This window comes from Bianquea renquensis (genome assembly GCF_014384895.1).
Classification (GTDB): domain Bacteria; phylum Bacillota; class Clostridia; order Lachnospirales; family Bianqueaceae; genus Bianquea; species Bianquea renquensis.
Genome location: NZ_JACRSQ010000010.1, coordinates 75,511 through 94,846 on the forward strand (window position 1 = coordinate 75,511; position 19,336 = coordinate 94,846).

At 49.2% G+C, this 19,336-nt stretch carries 21 protein-coding genes; 12 read left to right on the plus strand and 9 right to left on the minus strand.

Translation table 11 applies throughout. The annotated features are described in order from the left end of the window. Window positions 1–44 precede the first annotated feature (44 nt). The 6 genes from H8730_RS08400 to H8730_RS08425 all read left to right on the plus strand — a co-directional run bounded on the left by H8730_RS08400 (window position 45) and on the right by H8730_RS08425 (window position 6,442). Window positions 45–923: a helix-turn-helix domain-containing protein gene (locus H8730_RS08400; RefSeq protein ID WP_177718129.1), complete on the plus strand. Its 879-nt coding sequence runs from the start codon at window positions 45–47 to the stop codon at window positions 921–923. Next, window positions 911–1,507 (plus strand): GNAT family N-acetyltransferase, encoded by a 597-nt coding sequence (locus tag H8730_RS08405; protein WP_177718128.1) that lies wholly within the window; start codon window positions 911–913, stop codon window positions 1,505–1,507. Before H8730_RS08400 ends, H8730_RS08405 begins: the two co-directional genes overlap by 13 nt. A gap of 25 nt (window positions 1,508–1,532) precedes the next feature. After that, window positions 1,533–3,800, plus strand: a complete 2,268-nt coding sequence (locus H8730_RS08410; protein WP_177718126.1) for a GH36-type glycosyl hydrolase domain-containing protein — start codon at window positions 1,533–1,535, stop codon at window positions 3,798–3,800. A 148-nt stretch (window positions 3,801–3,948) separates the two neighbouring features. Next, window positions 3,949–4,437, plus strand: coding sequence for an RNA polymerase sigma factor (locus tag H8730_RS08415; protein ID WP_177718125.1), 489 nt, complete (start codon window positions 3,949–3,951; stop codon window positions 4,435–4,437). A gap of 13 nt (window positions 4,438–4,450) precedes the next feature. Further along, entirely contained in the window at window positions 4,451–5,344 is an 894-nt protein-coding gene (locus H8730_RS08420) for a hypothetical protein (protein ID WP_177718124.1), read from the plus strand. A 225-nt stretch (window positions 5,345–5,569) separates the two neighbouring features. Then, window positions 5,570–6,442, plus strand: a complete 873-nt coding sequence (locus tag H8730_RS08425) for a sugar phosphate isomerase/epimerase family protein (protein ID WP_177718123.1) — start codon at window positions 5,570–5,572, stop codon at window positions 6,440–6,442. A gap of 170 nt (window positions 6,443–6,612) precedes the next feature. Here H8730_RS08425 and H8730_RS08430 read toward each other — a convergent pair whose 3' ends face one another. Further along, complete coding sequence (locus H8730_RS08430) at window positions 6,613–7,392, minus strand: endonuclease/exonuclease/phosphatase family protein (RefSeq protein WP_177718122.1); 780 nt, start codon at window positions 7,390–7,392, stop codon at window positions 6,613–6,615. A gap of 110 nt (window positions 7,393–7,502) precedes the next feature. Then, complete coding sequence (locus H8730_RS08435; RefSeq protein WP_177718121.1) at window positions 7,503–8,408, minus strand: helix-turn-helix domain-containing protein; 906 nt, start codon at window positions 8,406–8,408, stop codon at window positions 7,503–7,505. Between the two features lie 151 nt (window positions 8,409–8,559). Between H8730_RS08435 and H8730_RS08440 the strand changes: the two genes are divergently transcribed. Continuing rightward, entirely contained in the window at window positions 8,560–9,645 is a 1,086-nt protein-coding gene (locus H8730_RS08440) for a Gfo/Idh/MocA family protein (protein ID WP_177718120.1), read from the plus strand. Window positions 9,646–9,656: 11 nt separating this feature from the next. Then, entirely contained in the window at window positions 9,657–10,622 is a 966-nt protein-coding gene (locus H8730_RS08445) for a Gfo/Idh/MocA family protein (protein ID WP_177718119.1), read from the plus strand. A gap of 125 nt (window positions 10,623–10,747) precedes the next feature. On the opposite strand, the gene H8730_RS08450 is transcribed toward H8730_RS08445, so the two are convergent. Beyond that, a complete protein-coding gene (locus H8730_RS08450; RefSeq protein WP_177718117.1) occupies window positions 10,748–11,122 on the minus strand; it encodes a metal-dependent transcriptional regulator in 375 nt (124 codons plus the stop codon). Between the two features lie 373 nt (window positions 11,123–11,495). Between H8730_RS08450 and H8730_RS08455 the strand changes: the two genes are divergently transcribed. Both H8730_RS08455 and H8730_RS17610 read left to right on the plus strand, forming a co-directional pair. Beyond that, window positions 11,496–11,693: a FeoB-associated Cys-rich membrane protein gene (locus H8730_RS08455; protein WP_177718115.1), complete on the plus strand. Its 198-nt coding sequence runs from the start codon at window positions 11,496–11,498 to the stop codon at window positions 11,691–11,693. Between the two features lie 30 nt (window positions 11,694–11,723). After that, on the plus strand, window positions 11,724–11,852 hold the full coding sequence (locus H8730_RS17610) for a hypothetical protein (protein WP_283243914.1): 129 nt from the start codon (window positions 11,724–11,726) through the stop codon (window positions 11,850–11,852). Between the two features lie 198 nt (window positions 11,853–12,050). Here the strand turns inward: H8730_RS17610 and H8730_RS08460 are convergent, their stop codons facing one another. The 6 genes from H8730_RS08460 to H8730_RS08485 all read right to left on the minus strand — a co-directional run bounded on the left by H8730_RS08460 (window position 12,051) and on the right by H8730_RS08485 (window position 17,179). Then, the gene (locus H8730_RS08460; protein ID WP_249289700.1) at window positions 12,051–12,419 is read right to left on the minus strand and encodes a hypothetical protein; all 369 of its coding nucleotides are present in this window, start codon (window positions 12,417–12,419) and stop codon (window positions 12,051–12,053) included. A 58-nt stretch (window positions 12,420–12,477) separates the two neighbouring features. Further along, a complete protein-coding gene (locus tag H8730_RS08465; protein ID WP_249289701.1) occupies window positions 12,478–12,915 on the minus strand; it encodes a DUF3795 domain-containing protein in 438 nt (145 codons plus the stop codon). Beyond that, window positions 12,912–13,460: an AAA family ATPase gene (locus H8730_RS08470; RefSeq protein ID WP_249289702.1), complete on the minus strand. Its 549-nt coding sequence runs from the start codon at window positions 13,458–13,460 to the stop codon at window positions 12,912–12,914. Before H8730_RS08470 ends, H8730_RS08465 begins: the two co-directional genes overlap by 4 nt. A gap of 43 nt (window positions 13,461–13,503) precedes the next feature. After that, a complete protein-coding gene (locus H8730_RS08475; protein WP_249289703.1) occupies window positions 13,504–13,968 on the minus strand; it encodes a GNAT family N-acetyltransferase in 465 nt (154 codons plus the stop codon). Continuing rightward, on the minus strand, window positions 13,968–15,647 hold the full coding sequence (locus H8730_RS08480; RefSeq protein ID WP_249289704.1) for an aminoglycoside phosphotransferase family protein: 1,680 nt from the start codon (window positions 15,645–15,647) through the stop codon (window positions 13,968–13,970). The genes H8730_RS08475 and H8730_RS08480 overlap by 1 nt, the downstream gene beginning before the upstream one ends. Before the next feature lie 215 nt (window positions 15,648–15,862). Then, a complete protein-coding gene (locus H8730_RS08485) occupies window positions 15,863–17,179 on the minus strand; it encodes an MFS transporter (protein WP_177713641.1) in 1,317 nt (438 codons plus the stop codon). A 234-nt stretch (window positions 17,180–17,413) separates the two neighbouring features. Between H8730_RS08485 and H8730_RS08490 the strand changes: the two genes are divergently transcribed. Together H8730_RS08490 and H8730_RS08495 are read left to right on the plus strand one after the other, a co-directional pair. After that, window positions 17,414–18,430, plus strand: a complete 1,017-nt coding sequence (locus H8730_RS08490; protein WP_177713640.1) for a LacI family DNA-binding transcriptional regulator — start codon at window positions 17,414–17,416, stop codon at window positions 18,428–18,430. Between the two features lie 73 nt (window positions 18,431–18,503). Next, window positions 18,504–19,223: a 6-phosphogluconolactonase gene (locus tag H8730_RS08495; protein WP_177713639.1), complete on the plus strand. Its 720-nt coding sequence runs from the start codon at window positions 18,504–18,506 to the stop codon at window positions 19,221–19,223. The last annotated feature ends 113 nt before the right edge of the window (window positions 19,224–19,336 follow it).

The following is a 19,336-nucleotide window of genomic DNA, read 5'->3' on the forward strand; positions in this document are numbered from 1 at the left end:
CCATATGAAAAAAGTATGGTAACTTGATAGGGAGGGGGATGTCGATGAAGCTGACCACACAATATCTAAATCCTATCGTTCTGCGCTGTGCGCACTTTGATGGGTACAGGTTTCCCAGTAAGGCCAAAATGGGAAGCCGGATCGTGTATGATTATGAAATCGAGCTGTATCTGCGCAGCGGAGGCGGAATCGAGATCGATGGCCGTTTTGTTCCCTTCCAGGCGGGAGATGTGAATATCCGCAAGCCAGGGCAGCAAGTCAAAGGCGTGTTGCCCTATGAGTGCATTACGCTGTGTATTGATTTTTTTGGCAATTATGAGCGGTCCAAGGGATACCTTTTTGGGTGTGAGGAGGAGGCGCAGCCTGTCTATGAGAATCCGTTGCTCCTTCGCCTGCCCGATAAGCTGACGCCAAGCAATTTCGATGTCCTCCGGCATGTGATGGCGAAGATTTGTCAGGATAGCGTTAAGAGCGATGATCTCCACTGCTTTAGCGTGAAGTCGAATCTCTATTTTTTGTTAAATGAGCTATTTCATGACAGCAGCTTGACCTGTGCATCGTCCAGGGGCAATCGGCACATATCCAAGGCGGTGGACTATATTATGCAGCATTTTAGCGAGGATCTTGATGTAGAGGAGCTGATCCGGCGCTCTGGACTCAGCAAGGCATATTTTCACAGTTGCTTTAAGAACATGACGGGAACGACTCCGGGAAAGATGCTGGCGAGTTTGAGGTTGGACAAGGCCAAGAATCTGCTCTGCATAACCCGCAGCCCGGTGGGAGAGATTGCCGCGGCCTGTGGCTTTACCGATCACGTCTATTTTAGCAGCGCCTTTAAAAAACATACGGGCTTGACGCCGACGGAGTACCGAGAGTGCCAGTTGAGAGCGGGGGGAAGGGAGAGGACGGCATGGAGCAGCTGAAAATGTATTGGAGGCGTCAGCCCATAGGCAGACCGGTCTGGCCAGATGGATTTCATGCCCGGTCCTTTGACGGTTCAAAGGAGGATATGGGGAGGTGGCTTCTCATCTGTAAGGAAGGCTTGCTGGCGCCAGATGCAGGTGAGCCGGAGTTTCGCCAGTATATGCTGGACTACCCTGATTTGGATACACGCAATATACTTTTGATTGAAAAAGATGGAGAGCCTGCCGCGACCGTCACAGCGGTGGTCCATCCCCTGCAAAGTCTGGGATACATCCACATGGTGGCGTGCCGGGAAAAATTCAGAGGGCAGAAGCTCAGCCAACCCATGAATGCCGCGGCGCTTGGCGTGATCTGGGAGGCTGGCTGTCACGGCGCCTACCTCACCACAGACGATTTTCGCGTGCCAGCCATCCGAAGCTATCTGCGTGCCGGTTTTCTGCCGGTCCTGTACCAGGAGGATATGGCCCAGCGGTGGGCGGCGGTCTTGCAAGCGATGGGAATCCACAATGTCAGGGCGCTATCGGAGACAGGAGAATTTTTGCAGTTGCTTTTGCCCGACGCCCATACGGCATCCGATTTTTAGTGAAGAAAGGAAGAGGAACAACACAATGAAGCAGTACGGATATTTTCAAAAGGATGGTCAGGAGTTTGTTATCACTGAGAGGGATATTCCGAGACATTGGTATAATTATCTCTGGAATGACGAGTATGTAACCTTCACTTCCCAGGTGGGATTCGGGGAGGGATTGGCCCAGGATGATATGGGGCGCCGGATCAAGTTAGTGAAAAATCGGAATCTTTACGTCATCGACGTCCAGGATGGAGAGTGGTGGACTGCCAATGGAATGCCCATTGAAAAGCCCTACACTGGATACGCCTGTGTACATGGACAAGGATACTCCACCATCCGGCAGACCTATAAGGGGATCGCCACGGAGTATACGATGTTTGTGCCGGAGACGGGGCGCTGTGAGGTGTATTCCCTCACGGTGACAAACCAGCGGGATACGGCCTCCACCCTAAAGCTCATTCAGTACCTGGCCACGGAGCTGGATGGCGCCTATGTCCCACAGGCGTACAATGTATGCAGCGGCGGATATGAGAAGGAAGCGGCGGCGGTCTACGGCAAGTGCTACTCGCCCTTTGGGACTGGGGAGCGGCGGCAGGTGCTGGGCTATCTGACCTGCGATCAGGAGCCCACAGCATATGATGCGCAGAAGAATGCATTTATTGGCACCTATGGAGCCGAGATCGCGCCCAAAGCCGTACTGGGCGGCGGATGCACCAACAGCGATTGTATTGCGGAAAAGTTATGTCTCGCCCTGGAGAAACAGGTTACGGTTGCGCCAGGACAGACGCTGTGCCTTCATTTTATGGCCGGCGTAGAATATGATGTCTGCGGCATACAGAAGGCCCGCCAGCGTATATTCCAGGAGACCGGCGTGGAAGCCGCCCTGGAAAGTCTGATCAAGACCCGTTTGGAGCAGATTGAAAATGTTCAGATTCACACGCCGAATGAGAATCTGGACCGGCTTCTCAACTACGGTCTGAAGCATCAGGCGAATATGGGGAGCCGTTGGGCGCGGGTTCGCCACAATGGATATCGGGATCTGACCAGCGATTGCGAGTGCTTTGGGGCTGTCAATTCCCGACTGGCCTGGGAGCGGATCAAACGGGTGCTCTCCTATCAGTACAGCAATGGGTATGCCCCGAGAACCTTCCTGGACGGGGAGATCCGTGACAATAATTTTGCCGATAACACGGTGTGGTTAACGTTCACCGTGTATACCCTGGTCAAGGAAATGGGAGACCTCCGCCTGTTGGATGAGGAGGTGGCATTCAATGACGGAACAGTAGCCACGGTGTATGACCATATCAAACGATCCGTTGAGTTTTTGTGGAATTTCCGTGGACTGCACGGCCTGGTCAAGGTCTGGGGCGGCGACTGGAACGATGGCCTCAACGCGGCCGGCCTCAAAGGCAGAGGTGTCAGCGTGTGGCTTTCCATTGCCTGGTATCGCGCCAATTCTCAATTTGCGGAGATTGCGGCCTGGAAAGGGCAGAGCGCAGATGAGCAGGCGGCGAAAGCCCGCGGTGAAGAGATGCGGCGGATTGTGGACGAATTTGGATGGGATGGGGAGTATTATCTGTGCGCCTACACCGACGAGGATGAGAAACTGGGCTCCTCGTCCTGCCAGGAGGGGAAAATCTACCTAATCCCGCAATTATGGTCTGTCCTGTCGGGAATTGCCATGGACGGAAAGGAACAGAAAGCCATGGCCGCTGTGGACCGCTATCTCGACACGGAATTAGGCTCCCTTGTCTCCTATCCGCCCTATTCCACCTACTACTCCAATATCGGCGATATGACACAAAAACCGCCGGGCGTCCATGAGAATGGCGGTGTCTATCTGCATCCTATGGCCTGGAAGCTTGCAGTGGAGTGCATGTTGAAGCGAAATGAAAAGGTGGAGGCGGATCTGGACAAGATCCTGCCCTTCGATAAGCTGTGTGAGCCCTATGTCATGTGCAACTCGTATTTCCCGCAGATTACAGGGTACCGCTACAGGACAGCGGGACAGAGCTGGAGGACGGCCAGCGGCTCCTGGCTGCTCAAATCCGTTCTACAATTTATTCTGGGCTTACAGCCTGAGCTAGCGGGACTGCGATTGGATCCCTGTCTGCCTCCCTCTTGGCCGGAGTGCCGTGTTGACCGGGTCTTCCGCGAGGCGGTCTATCACATCACGTACCGCCAGGAGGGCAGCGCGGAGAGAAAAACCGTTGCGGAGATTAAAGTCGACGGGGCGATCCACAATTCGGATATCCTTCCCTGCGAAAAGGGGCGGGAGTATCAAGTCGACGTGGTGCTGCGATAGAGGGTGTCTTTGTTTAAAGGAAAAAAGTGCCGGATTTCTGTATGGATTCGGCGCTTTTTCTTTTGTTGGCTTCGGGTGTAAAAAATTTAAAAAATCGGTGGCAAATGGCTGGAGTCAACGGTTTATATAAGTGAAAGGAGGTTTTGCGATGAACAACCCGTCGTTTGGCGCCGACGACCCAATCGAGACGATAATACAGCGATACGCGGATCTGGTATATAAGCTAGCATATGCCAAGACGCGGCATCCTCACGATGCGGAGGACATTTTTCAGGAAGTTTTTTTGCGGTATATTCAAAAACAGCCGAAATTCCAGAGTCCAGACCATGAGAAAGCTTGGTTTATCCGGGTGACGGTCAACTGTTCCCTGTCGGCGTTAAATTCCTCCTTCAAAAAAAAGACTCAGCCACTGGAGCTGGATCTGCCGGCCGAACCGCAGGAGGAAGGGGTCGATCTGTCTCCATTTCTGGACCGCCTGCCGCCGCATTACCGCGTTGTCATTCATCTTTTTTATTATGAGGACCTTTCGACAGCGCAGATCAGCCAGTATCTACATGTGAAGGAATCCACTGTCCGAATGCGGCTCACAAGAGCGAGGAATATGCTGCGTGACAAGATACCATATGATTTTGAATAGAAGGAGTGATACGATGAAGTCATTTAAATCTGCATATCAGGAAGAGTTCTCGTCCGTCGTGCCGGATGGGACGCTTCTCTCTGAGACAAAGAGAAGGATGCGAGGGGCGCAGAACAGGTGCCGGCAGGGTCGTCGGATTGGCTATGCAGCCGTAGCGGCCTGCCTAATTCTAGCCTTTTCGGGGGCGGCTGTTTTGTTGAAGGATCGGGGTGCTGTGAACCCTCAAGGCACTCAACAGAGTCCAAATGGGATCACGGCGCAAATCCGTACACCAGAGGAAGTGTCGCGGCCCGAATCCTTGGATGAACCTTCGGAATCTGTCAAATCGGAAGACTCTCAGGGGGCTCTGCCAATCCAAAGCGATGTGGAGGGAGTCAAAGAGGGGGAGCGGCGGGCAATTGCGCAGAGCGAGCTTTACAGCGAAGCTCTGTACGCCAGCTACATTCCGACAAGTTTTTTGCCGGGCTATGCATTTGAATCGGCCTCTGTCAGCAAGAACCACGATTTGGAGGCATTCATTCTCAGCTACACCGATGGGGGCTACGATTATATCCGCATCACCATACGGCCATATATTGAGTCGGACGCTTCGAGGATGACGGCGGCGGCCGCCATAGAACAATACAACATCTGTGAGTACTCCATTCCCTTAGCGGATTCTGTCCCGCATGAGCTCTATGAGACAATGCACTATCCCATATTCCAGGCGCGGGAGATCTCGGAGGATGTGCTGCGGCTCCGAATTCTTGCGGTATCCGAACAGGGAGAGGACCAAACGCAAAAGGAAAGCATGAGCTTTTCCCTGCTGTGCGGCGATACGGTTGTGGAATACTCCATCAAGGGAGCGAAGCTGGAGCCAGGGGCCGTCCTGGATATGATCCAATCCGCCTCCTTCTACCGATCCTAAAAAGGTCGCCGCCTGCATTTTGTCTAGGCTCTATTTCAGGAGTCGATGCATATCTTGTATGCACCGGCTCCTTTTTGTCCTATGGGAAAGAGGCGGATCTAGATCCGAAGAGTCGAAGGTTTGTATCTCAGCCATGATAGGTATTGAATCGCTGTCTAAAATGTGATACTATTAGAAAAATAACCGGAGGACAGGGCAAGCGCTCCGGCAACATGGAGGGTAAAGATGAAGATTGGTGTAGGGCTCACAATGATGGACCGGCAATATCCCGGCTATCTTGACTCGCTGGTTAAATACAGTGAGATCGGGTATGATGTTCTAGATTACAGTATGTATTCAGAGGGGGAGGGATCGATCTTTTTACAGGATGGATGGCAGGCGTACGCTGAAAAGCTCCGGGAGGTGGCCGACAAACACAATTTATGGTTTGCGCAGATGCATTCCCCCGGGATGGGGCCTGTGGGCCGGGAGCCAATGGAGGAGGTTAAGCTTGAGCTGACAAAGCGAGCCTTCGAATTCTGCAGCATTTTGGGGACAAAGCATCTTGTGGTCCATCCGAGAATGTTCACAGATGGAATTTACGGACAGAATCAGGAGCGCATTCTGGAGTATAACCTCCAGTTCTATGGGAGCTTGTTGCCCTATGCGCGAAAATATAATGTGACCATTGGACTGGAAAACATGTTTGCGTGGGACCCACAGAAACGCCAATACTGCCCCACCACATTCAGTGATGTGGAAGAGATGCTGGAATGCATCCGGCGGCTAGGAGATGAACATGTGGCGGTGTGCTTCGATACAGGGCACTATAATGTTCTGGGCAAGAATCCTGCTGAGGGGGTGAGAATCCTAGGCGATAAGCTAGAATTGCTCCATGTCCATGATAACTTTGGCAATGGGGATCACCACCTGGCGCCGGGCTACGGAACGATCAATTGGACAGAGTTTATGCAGGCTCTGAAAGATGTGGGATACAAGGGTACCTTTACGGCGGAGGCGGAGAGTATGTCCCGAAAGTTGCCGGCGGCGGCCGAGTATGACGCGGCGAAGCTGACGTATTCCATCTTAAAGGCTTTAGTGGAGGAGGCAGGAATGTGAGGGAGAGGAGAACGTTCCTCGCCATTGATGCATAGATCTGCAATCCCCACAGAAAAAGGGGCAGGGAAAAGATTCCCTGCCTCTTTCTGAACCCGGCAAACGCATGGCGCTTAGTCGGGTTGTCCCTGGGCCACCTGGCGGAAGACCCATGAGGGTTGTGGTACAGTTGATTAAATCATGACTTGAGCGCAGATGGGATAATGATCGGTCAGATAGACGCCTTCATGGCATTCATCCCAGACAACGGCCGGCTCTGCGGTCTCTGCGGTTTCTGCATCGACGTAGATATAGTCAATTTTGAAGTCATCGTTGCGACGGCCATATTCAGTGCATGTGGTTGGAAGCGCGGCTGCCAAATCCTTGAGGGCAAGTTCAGGATACTGATCAACCACTTTGATCTGCGGCTGACTCGGAGTAAAATTGAAATCCCCGGTGAGAATGACAGGGAAGCGGCGGACTGCCTGATCCTGCGAAATTCGATTCAAAATCTGGGTTAGCCCCTTGGCCTGTGCAACCTGCCCGATATGATCTAGATGGGTATTATAGAAGCGAAAGGGCTGAGAACTCTGCTTGTGCTTCAGGAGGGAGGCGACACAGATTCGAGGGCAATCGCTCTGCTCCTCGTAAACGGTGCCGGGCACGGTCGGAGTGGGGGAAAGCCAGAATACGTCCAGCCCGTGAAGCTCTAGAATATCCCGGCGGTAGGCGATGCTGTTGTATTCATTGTCATAGGTAGCGCTTCGGCCGCAGCCAACGAAGTTGTACTCGGGAAGATAGCGGCCCAACCAATCTTGCATAGTGGCCGTAATTTCCTGGAACCCGATAATACCGGGTCGCTCCGCAGCCAGCTTATCTAGAATATAGGCTTTGCGGTGATGAAAGTCATTGAGACCATCCCGTGCAGCGTCAGAGCGAATGTTGAATGACACGACTTTAATTTTATTTCTCATACGATCCTCCATTATACAGTTGCTTTTTATTGCGTATGCAATAGACTGATGTTGCCCGTTGCTTTCGCGATTATTATATCACATCGGCGGTGAAAGTCAATGCTTTCATTTTACAGGACCCCGGAGCCTGTGACGAGCAGTCTTTGCCGGAAGCGTTTTGGAGATATGGACTTAAGCTGTTTGAATTGTTCTATGAAATAACTGGAGGAGGAGAAGCCAACTTCCATGGCGATCTCCGTAATATTTAGATCTGTGTTAAGTAGCAGTTTTTCTGCCTCAGAAATGCGGACAAAGTTCAAATACTCCCGGAAGGTCTTCTGCATGGCCCTCTTAAAAAAGCGGGAAAAATAGCTATAGCTGACGGCGCAGAGGGAAGCCATGTCTTTGGCCGTAATGTCTTCCTGGTAATGGGTTTCCACATAAGTAAAGACTGTCCGGAGCCGGTTCATGGCCCCTTCATCCAGGCTGCGGTCTTGGGTGGGCATCACGCCCTTCCGATTCCAGCTGCGCAAAATCCAAAGAAAAATTTTACATATGGCGGCCCGGATGGCCAGCTCGTATCCGTAGTTTTTGTCAGAATACTCCTGAGAGATTTCGCGGAGTGCGTGGGGGATGAAGGTCTCCTGGATTTCATCGCGTGTAAATACTTTCTGATGAGTCGAGTGGCTGTTGGTGAAAGGCAGGAGGTATTTCGCCTCAAAAATGGTCTGCGTCGTGGTGTATAGCACGTCGGGCTCGAATTTAATGACGAGGTAGCTATTTTTGCCGGAGGACAGTGCGGTTGTGGAGTGGATCTCGCGGGAATTGATCAAAACCATATCGCCCTTGGAGAATCGATAGCTCTCCCCGTCGAGAATAATCTGCACCGTGCCGCAATCGCCATACAAAATTTCGATATAGTCATGATAATGCGCTCCTGACATGGGGCCCATTCCCATCTGGCACTGATTATGGCATTCATAGAGGCATTTTATGCCATCCACAAGCCTTTTTTTCTCTTCATAGGCGGTTTCCATTGTGATAACCTCCTCCTACAATAGGACAAATAATTGTTATTTTTCTGTAGCTTCATTATATCACGGATGCTTGCGATATGCTATACTTTCTTTGTAAAGAACTTGCCTTCGGCAGTGAAGACTTACTATTGGAAAAGGAGCGATCGTCAGAATGGATAAGAAATTGCGGGTCGGTATCATCGGCTGTGGTGGTATCGCAAATGGTAAACACATGCCTTCATTGAAGGCAATTGGCAGGGTCGACATGGTCGCCTTCTGCGATATCATTGTGGAGAAAGCAGAAAAAGCCGCCAAAGAGTATGGCACGGCGGATGCAAAGGTGTATGTGGATTATCGTGAGTTATTGCAGGATTCCACCATTGATGTGGTCCACGTCTGTACGCCGAACAAATCCCACGCGCAGATTAGCATCGACGCTCTGCACGCTGGTAAGCATGTTATGTGTGAGAAGCCCATGGCGAAGACGGCAGCCGATGCCAAGCGCATGGTGGAAGCGGCTAAGGAGACGGGCAAGAAGCTAACCATCGGCTATCAGCACCGCCATAAGCCGGAGAGCACGTATTTGAAAAAGGTCATCGATCGCGGCGACATTGGGGACATTTATTTCGCGGAGGCCTTTGCTGTGCGCCGTCGCGGTACGCCTAACTGGGGCGTGTTTCTCAATGAGGAGGAGCAAGGGGGAGGCCCTCTGATCGATATCGGAACCCATTCCCTTGATTTGACACTGTGGATGATGAACAATTACAAGCCGAAAATGGTTGTGGGAACCAAATATAAGAAGCTGCCGAATCCGGACTGTGCCAACCCCTGGGGCGGCTGGGATGTCAATCAACATACAGTGGAAGATTCTGCGTTTGGCTTTATTGTCATGGAAGATGGCGCGACGATCATCCTAAAGACGAGCTGGTGCCTGAACACCATCGAGCCCGTCCCTGAAGGAAGCTTTGCCATCTGCGGAACGAAGGCTGGGGCACAGATTAAGGACGGAGTGAGCATTAATAAGGATGAATTTGGAAAATTAGTTGATATCCGTCCGGATATGAAAGCCGGCGGTGTAGCATTCTACGACGGCGTGGCGGAGAATCCGGCCATCACGGAGGCCAGCCGCTGGATTGATGCGATCGAGAATGACACGGACCCGGTTGTGAAGCCGGAAGAAGCCTGCGTTGTATCCCAGATTCTGGAAGCCATCTATGAGTCGGCCAAGACGGGAAAACCTGTATATTTTAACGAATAGAGGTGCATTCCATGAATATCGCAATGATTAGTTCCTGGCACGTCCATGCCAGAGGATACGCCAATGATTTTGCGGCGATGCCAGAATGCCAGATTACTGCTGTGTGGGATGAGAACGAGGAAGCAGGGAAGGCGTGGGCTGCCGAACTGGGCTGTCCGTTCGTGGCGGATTACCGGGCAATCCTTCAGGATCCCGCTATCGATGGCATCGTTATGACGGCTCCCACATCGATGCACGGCGAGATGTTGCTGCAGGCTGCTGTCGCGGGAAAACATATTTTCACAGAAAAGGTTCTTGCGATTACCACGGAGGAGGCGCTAGCCATTGCGGAGGCGGTTAAGGAGGCAGGCGTGCAGTTTGTCATCTCCTTCCCGCATAAGTGCAGAGCGGATCTGAACTTTGCCAAGTCCATGGCGGCGAGCGGAGAGTTGGGGCAGATTACGTACGCTCGAGTCCGAAATGTGCATAACGGAAGCAGTGCCAACTGGCTTCCGGATCATTTCTATGATGAGGAACAGTGCGGCGGCGGTGCGATGATGGATTTGGGCGCGCATCCTATGTATCTTCTGAATTGGATCCTGGGCCAGCCGAAAAGTGTTGTTTCCGCCTTTACAAAGGTGACCGGCCGCGCTGTGGAGGACAATGCGGTCAGCGTCTTGGAATATGAAAATGGCGCCATCGGGGTGTCGGAGACTGGGTTTGTGGCGCAGGATAATCCTTTTACTATGGAAATCTGCGGGACAAAGGGCACGCTGCTGGTGAGGGACGGAGTCTCCTATGCCAGCACAGAAACCGATGACAAATGGGTTTGCGTCGATACACTTCCCACTGCCCCTGCGAGCCCGCAGCGGCAGTGGGTGGACGCAGTGACGAAGGGCACGCCGGTCACGGTGGGCATCGACGAGGCGGTTGCGCTCACTGTTGTGATGGAAGGCGCATATCGGGCGTATCAAACGGAGCAGCGGTATAGTTTTTAGACAGCAAAAAGACTTGCTAAGGGGGAGATCCCGGAGCAAGTCTTTTTCTCCTAAAGGAAAGTCCGCCGTGAGGTGGACCTAGATAAGTTCGGGAAGGCGAACAGGTTTTTCAGCCAGCCCATCGATTATGGTTTATTCGTCATCCCCACATGCCGCTTGATTGCCTCAAAACTTTCTGCGCTGATCACATGCTCAATTCGGCAGGCGTCCTCCACAGCGGTTTCTTTATCCACGCCGAGCTGCGTCAACCAGTCGGCCAAAAGAGTATGGCGCTCGTAGATCTTTTCAGCGATGGAACGCCCGCTTGGCGTCAGTGTAATGTAGCCATCGGCGTCCATGAGAATATAGCCGCTCTCGCGGAGCTTCTTCATCGCCACACTGACGCTGGGTTTGGTAAAATCTAACTCATTCACAATATCGATTGAACGGACGAAGGATTTGGAATGGCTCAAAATCAAGATAGTTTCCAGATAGTTCTCCGCCGATTCATGGATTTTCATAGCCCTTCAATCCTCCTTTTCGTTAGTATATCGCAACCATACCATTTTCTGGCATGGTCGGGGCCGCTGTGCTCACCGCGCGACCGGCGCGTATAATAGGTATTATACCATATTTTTAGATAATGCGCAATGAATTGCGTGCGTTATTTTTGTGCTGAGTCTTAGTATCGGCAGGAGATATCTTTTGTATGCACAAAAAAGCCGCCATGGTTATGTCTGCGGCCTCTGGTTTTCCTTTGCCTGGAATATCTGTTAGAATTAACACTTGACATGATGGTTAGTTTGTGCTAACTTATAGTTGAGACAATAAGAGATGAAGATCTGCACGGATCCTCATCTCTCACATAGACTAATATGAAAAGGAGTCTTGAGTATGCTAGAATGGCTGGCTGCAAATGCAGCGACAATTGTTGTCTGTGCTGTATTGATTGTATTGGTTGCCATGGCGATTCGACAGATCATCAAGGCAAGGAAAAAGGGAGGCTGCGCCGGCTGCAATGGCTGTAGCGGCTGCGGAGGCTCTTGTATGAAACAATTTGAGGTGGGCGAGAAGGCGAAACGTCCCAAATAGCTCAGCCCAGGAGAGGGGAGGCGCATTATCATGACAATTGCAATTTTGTGCGCCTTATTGCTTGCAGTCGCAGTATTGGCGATTCAAAGTTGCTGTAGAAGGCTTGCAAGGGCCATCTGCGGTAAAGGCGGCACACCGAATTCCGGCACCGATAGTTAGGATATGCGGAATGGAAGTCACAAAGGGTGAAACCTATTGAACATCTTGCGGCTGGAACAGCGGGAACACGCACCCCGCAGGGCGCAGGATATGGAACGATAACAGACAGAGCGACGGGATAGTCAATACTGATTCCGCCGCTCTGTTTTGGCTTTTCATTCGCCCGATAAACTGGAATTTGTATCTTCGGTGTATATATCATTTATCTTTACTTGAAGAACTCTTTTTCTTTGTTGTCCGCTTAACGAATAAGCATTTTGTTGTCTGAAATACTCCTATGAGTATGAATAATAATGGAATAGCGGCCCAAATTTTCAAACATTTTACTGTTTCTAAAAGAGATGGCGTTGTGCCATTTTGAAGAAAAATAGCACCTGTTCCTATTATTAAAAGAACAATTCCTAAATACAATCCTATTACATCAATTTCTATTTTATCGAAAGTTCCCTTTATCTGTAATGCTACAAGAATAAATGCAACAGAGCCAAGAATAAAAAATGTGCCCAAATAAATCAAAAAATTATTACTGTTTGTACCAATTAAGAATGTAGGTATCTTTAATCCCAATGAATAAAAATATAATTCCCAACAGCAGAATGTAAACTCACATTTTTATAGGTGCTTATCACGCCTCTTTGTGTCTCAATAAAAGTCCTCCAGCTTCAGATACTGTTCGTGGCTGATCGCAGGAGCAGAAGTCACATCCTTTAATCATTTCGATTATTTCTTCCTCGGTCTGACACTTATCATAGTCGCCGACAAGCTGACCTTCGTAGTGATAGACAATGCCTTTCTCCTTATTTCTGAGGAGGCATTTCTCAAGCTCATCTACACCGTACCTTCTGGCAAATTCTGCAAAGGCGCGGATGCGGGGCTTATCAAACATACATCCGGTGCAAGGAAACTCTGAGCATTCCCAGCAACCGTTCAAGCCTTTCTCTCGGCAGCAGTTATAATTCTTACACCAACCGTGAATATTACAACCACCATTTTGGCAACCAATGCATTTGTCATTTTCGGAGCATACACAACAGGCAAGCCCGCAATAAGCAATCGCGTTCATTCATGTCCCCCATAAATCAATTGATTATTAAGTTTTTTTGCAATCAACTCTGCGTTAGTATCTATCGGCAAAGTGCCGTCAACCCTGATAATCGGGCAAGATATTGAAGGCAGCCAAATTTCAACTGTGTTTTCATCTTTGGATTTAACAAAGTCGAAGAATGCCTTTTCTTTTTCGTATAAATCTCCGCCTTCAAGCATTCTATCTCCGAATTTGTTGTATGACCGTTCATAAACTCTCTTAATTCGTGTTTCTTTCGGAGCCTCGATGTAAGCCGCGTACTTGAAGTGAGATACTATATCATTATTGAAATTTCCTTTAACCGACGCCAAAACAACGTTGTTATTTTCCGAAATAATATTCGACAGAATGCGCTCCACTTCCTCAAAAGGTCGTGGATTTAAATACATATACTCTGGATTGTCTTTCGGGAAATATATATCTTCAATGTCAATAAATCGGTAATTCAATTTTTCGGCAAGAGCTTTTCCCAATGTGCTTTTACCTGCACCGTTCAAACCACAAACAATGATAACATTTTTCATATTTTGTCCCCCAAGCCGCTTTGAACTGCTTTTTGAACGATGATTATTGTCGCTTACACTTTTCGCTCTTGGCAAACACATATTGCAGTTCTTTCATTCCGTTTTCAACGAGTCCAGTTAATTGAAAGCCCACAGATTTATATAAGCGCTCTGCAACCTCGTTTCCAAGAGATACCCCTGTGTACATTTTCTGAATGTTATGTTCTTCCTTCATTCGTTCAATGCCTAAAAGCAACGCGGTTTTTCCGTAACCTTTGTTCTGGTGACACTTATCTATGAGGAACTTCCATAGTGTATATTGGTTTCTTGATTCGTAAAATCCGAACATAATAAAGCCCACAAGTATATCATCGGCATATATTGCAAAAGGATAGGCATTTTCTTGATAAACGTACGCTTGCGCCAAAGAATAAGCTGTAGTTGAAACAAAGTTCTCTTGATTTTTCGACACCTTAAGTTTTAATACATCCTCAAGATTATCCGCTGTTATTTCTTCGAGTTTTATCATCAATAATTCCTCCACTCATCGATAAACTGCCTTATCGATTGCTGTCTCTTAGTTCTATCATCGCTTACGGCTTTTGCTGCAACCTCAAAGAGTTCATCTCTGAGCTGCCATTTATCTCGTGTGCGGTTATACTCGCCAAAGAGGGCAAAGGCTGTTGCTCCGACAGTATAGACGTTCGTAATTTCATCAATGACTGCTCCAAGCTGGAATTCCTCTGGAGACTGAAAACGAGAACTGCCCCACATACGTCCCATATCGTTGGAGCAAGGCTGCTTACTGAAAAAGTCAATGTCGCAGATCGTTGTCTTACCACTCTCAAAATCATACATAATGCTTCCATCATAAAAGTCGATGGCCACGTAGTTCTGAGAGGCGATGTATTCAAAGAAGCTCAGTATATCACGGAACACTTTCAGTTTTGCATCAACGGGCAGTTGCATAAAACGACGGTGTGCTGCAGGGTACATTCTTCCCATACAATCACCCGAAGCCCACTTGAATACCATAGCAAATCCGCCGCCAATATCCTTGGCTTCAACCAGCTCGATAAGGTTCGCATGCTGCAGTTCGCTGTATACCGGCAAGGTCGCTTTCAGTCTGGCAATGGCATCTGCAGGATCACCGTTATACTGCTCGGTAGGAGCGCCGGCGAACTTGATGAAATAATGCTGACCATCCTTTTCTGTGCCAAAGCAAATATTTCCGGAATCTTGGTCATCATAGACTTTGAATACTGTACCATACTCACTCAGGAAACTGAAATCGAAGGCACTCTTCAGCTTAAAAGGTACCGCGTCAGCATACTGCAGATAATATCCTTTGAAATACCAAGTCGGTATGGGGTTACGCATATTGTCATACCAGGACAGCACTTCCTTGGCCTGGTTCAACATGGTATCTACTTCGTTCTGGCCGAAAGGAATGGCCCAGTATACAGAGGAGAGCGTATTGCTCGAAATATAAAGAGCGAGCAACTTCCAGAACTCCAGCGGCACATCGCCATCAAAGTAGCCATTCACCATACCGGAAGCAAAGAGAGGGGCTTTCTGGGCACACCAAACAATACGGTTGAACTCCTCCCAAGGATCACCATAGTCATTACGGTTAAAATCAATAATATATAGCTTTCCGCCCCTGCCGATCATCATATTTCCGATATGATAGTCGCCATGCTGATAAACCTGCGGTCTGTTTTTCAGCAAATGACGGTTCTCGTTTATGTAGTCGAGGAATGCCTGTCCGTTCTCATACTTGATGGGGCACTCACTGTATTTCTTGATTTTATAGTCCATTTTGCGGTTAAAACGGATTTCCCAATCCTCCTGTGTTGCAGGCGCAGGGATGGAGTGGATTTTGCGAAGAATACGTCCTGCCTCCAAGCCATATACATACTGTTCGGTATCAGAATAACCCGACATAACCTGTTCAGCATCTTCGCCGTCAATCCAGCTCTGAATGGAATAAACACCGTCCTCACAAGTGCCAAACTCGATTGGCTGGCACATAGGTACCCCAAAGGAAGCCACTTGTTTCATCATATTAAATTCAGACTGTTTCGTGTCGTGCTGAGCAATATCAGAAACGCGCAGAAGATACCGTGTACCATTCTCATCAGTGACACAGTATTTTTTATCGCTTGACCAGCCCTTGTTTATTGGTTCTTTCGTTACAAAATTCATCTGTTTATCTCCATGTTAATCCTTATTTATCGATTACAAGTATACCATATCTCACCGCCGCAAGCAATCAGCGTTTTATGTCCGTTTCGACTATCCACACCGTCAAGGGACGAGTCGTATTTTTTCGCAAAGGGCGCGAAAAAATGGCGCTCCATCATCTCATGTTTAGGCCGGTCATCTGCCTAGGACTGCATGATAATGGGAAGATCAGGCTGCTATACCGTGCCATGGGGATTTCGATCCTCCAGCGCCCATAGTTGTCGATCGCGTCGAAAGATCAGGCAGACCATCACACCGAGGACGGCGATAATTAGGTATAGAATGGCGGCGCCGGAGCCTTTTCCACTGCCGACTAAAGCGACAAGTATACTGTCTTGCGCCTGCGAAGCCATAAGGGGCTCAAGTATGGTGTCTACCAACAAGCCCCCTAGGAAATAGCCCAGCGGAATCGTAAAAAATTGCAGCGCATTTCGAGCAGAGTAAACCCGGCCCTGGACTTCTACGGGAATATAGGAACGCAGAAGGGCGTCCATATTGGCATTCATGACCGGTATGAAAATCCAGCCGAGGATGGCGCCGATACACCAGGCGAGCGGCGTTCTTCCCAGGGCAAGCACCAAATTCTCTGTACTCATAGAAAAAAGAAGAGCATTGCATATGACGCGGACCCGGCTTCTGGGCGGTGGAGCCAGCGATACCAGCACGCTTCCCACCAGGGTAGCGAGCCCAGCACAGGTGTTAACCATTCCCAGAATGGCCTTTCCCCCGTTTTTCCTGGACAATAACATGGCGGGCAGCGCAGCGTTATACATGGAGGCGACAAGATTAATCGCCGCCAGGAATAAAATTAGATCGAGGATCCCGCGGTTCCTATGTAAATACTGCAATCCCTTTTTTGCGGAAATAAAAAGAGGCTCCGCTTTTGAAGTCTGCCCTTTTCCCGTTTCTGGAATTGTAATCAAGAGGGCGAGACAGGAGACGGCGACGATACAGGTTGCTAAATCCAGGAGAATCACTGTGTCGATACTGCTGAAGGTCAACAGCGCCGTGGCGATAACAGGCGTCAGAACCGTAATCAAGGAGTTCGATAGCGAGTTGAGAGCGCTTATCCTCTGATAATACTTCCGCGGCGTGAGAAGACTGACGGACACGGCGGAAGCCGGCTGTTGGACCGTATTCATCAGACCGTTTACTGCATTCAACAGATAGAGGTGGCCAATGCGGAGTTGACCAGATTTTAACAGAAACAGGACGGCCAAGGTCGAGAGGGCGGCAAGAGTGTCGCTGACCAGCATGGTATACTTTTTGTTCCACCGGTCGCTCAGCGCGCCTGCAAAAATGCTCATGGCCACATATGGCGCATAGGAACAGATGGACAGCAGAGAAGTCGTCAGCGCGGAGCCATTTTGTTGATAGGACCAGATGACCAGCGCAAAACTGGTCATAGCGCTGCCGAGAGATGAAAGGGATTGGGTTGACCACAGGATCAAGAACATCCGTAAATCTTGTATTGCTTTCCTGTAAGATTGCATTTGACATTGCCCCTTACGAAACGAATGTATTCTATAATAGTGTAGCAGGAGTGACGGCACAAGAATAGAGAAAGAATAAGTATAAATAAAAAATCCACAGTCTTGTTTTAAGATTTGCGGTGGTATGAGAGAGCACAAGTTGTCGACAAATCACCCCATCAACAAATTAAGATCTTGACAGGGACGAACACGTGTAGTATCATGGTGTCATAAAAATTAGAAGGGGGAAAGCGAATGGCCAATGTAACAATAAAAGATATTGCCATAGCGGCAGGCGTCAGTCATCCGACGGTATCAAAGGCGTTGAACAATGCCCCCGGGGTTAGCGACGAGACGCGGAGAAAGATTCTGAAGCTAGCCGCACAGATGAATTACACCCCCAACATGGCGGCGAAAAGGCTGGCCAATAAGGGAAATCGAAGCATAGGGTTTATTTGGCCGAAAGCGGAAGGTATCTTTTTCTATCATTTGGCGAATGCCCTCCAGGAAGAAGCGGGAGCGCGCGGCATCGATGTAGTGGCATCCATGTCCGATCCGGTGACAGCACTGCGAACCTTTCGGGAACATTTTATCGATTTCGTTATGTGTTGGTTCTTTCCAGACTGGAGGCCCTCCTTGGACTTTCTCAAGGAAAGGGAGCGGTATCCTGGGCAGATCGTCGTCGTCGGCGGAGGCTCATTGGAAGGAGCGCATCAGATCGCCATTGATCGAAAGCGCGCCGTTTATAACGCGGTCACCTATCTCGCTGGGCTAGGACACCGGAGGATTGCTTTTATCGGGGAGGAGACGGACAAGAGCAACGGCTACCTAAAAGGGGTTTTTGATGCAAAGCTGGACTTTGATCCCTCTTATTTCGTTAAACTAGAAACGACATATTACGGCGGTTTTTTGGCAAACCATAGGGAATTGAGCCAAAAATTTGCTGCCCTTTGGGATAGCCCTTCGAGGCCCACCGCTCTGCTACTTGATTCTCAAGATGCCGCCTTTGGCTTCATTAATATTCTGCGGGAGTGGAATATCTCCATCCCTAGGGATGTTTCCGTTATCGGCTATGATGATATTCCAGAGATGTCAATCTATGAAGTTCCTCTGACTACCTGTGGACCCACGGTGCGCATGGTCGTTGATGGAATCCTTGATCTCTATGAGACACAGATGACGGAAGATGCAGATCATAGAAAGAGAGTTTACCGGCAGATTATTCCGGAGCTTACTCTTCGTGAATCTACGAGGGAGCTTAACTCCGAATAATTTTTTTACTTGTTGTATTACACGTGTTCGTAAAACTTTATAGTTTTATAATATAATAGAAGGAGACACAGACATGGAGATTTTTGTATGTAAGGATTCTAAGGAGTTGGGCCAGAAGGCAGCTCAGCACGTGGGTAAGGTATTGAGAGAGTGTATTCAGGAGAAGGGAGAGGCTAGAATCGTCCTTTCCACTGGGGCATCGCAGCTGGACACACTGGAAGCTTTAATTCAAGAAAATGTGGATTGGAGCAAGGTCGAGATGTTTCATCTGGATGAATATGTGGATCTGCCGGAAACACATATTGCAAGCTTTAGAAAGTATTTAAAGGAGCGCTTTATCTCCAAAGTGAATCTGAAGGGCGCCTATCTAGTGGATGGGGATCTTTCCCACATTCCGGCCCTGACGGAGAAGCTCCGCGAAAAGGTAGTCGATGTGGGATTGATCGGCATCGGAGAAAATGCCCATATCGCGTTCAATGATCCGCCTGCGGACTTCGATACCCAGGACGCCTATCTATTGGTGAACTTGAATGATACCTGTAAGCAGCAACAGGTCCGCGAAGGCTGGTTCAAGAGCGTGGAGGAGGTGCCTAAGCAGGCGATTTCCATGAGTGTATCTCAAATCATGAAATGCAAGCGAATCGTCTCCTGCGTGCCCTATGCAGTGAAGGCTAAAGCTATATATGACACCCTAAACAACCATACGACCAATACAATCCCGGCTACTATTTTAAAGGAGCATGAGGACTTTACTCTGTTCTTAGATCAGGATTCTGCGTCAATGATCCAATAACCGTCAAGCAAGAAAAGATGTGCGCGGAGGCGATTAAAAGGCCTCCGCGCCTTTTGTTATACGAAAGTCCGCCGAGAGGACAGAATTCAAAAGGTAACCTGTACTTATAAATA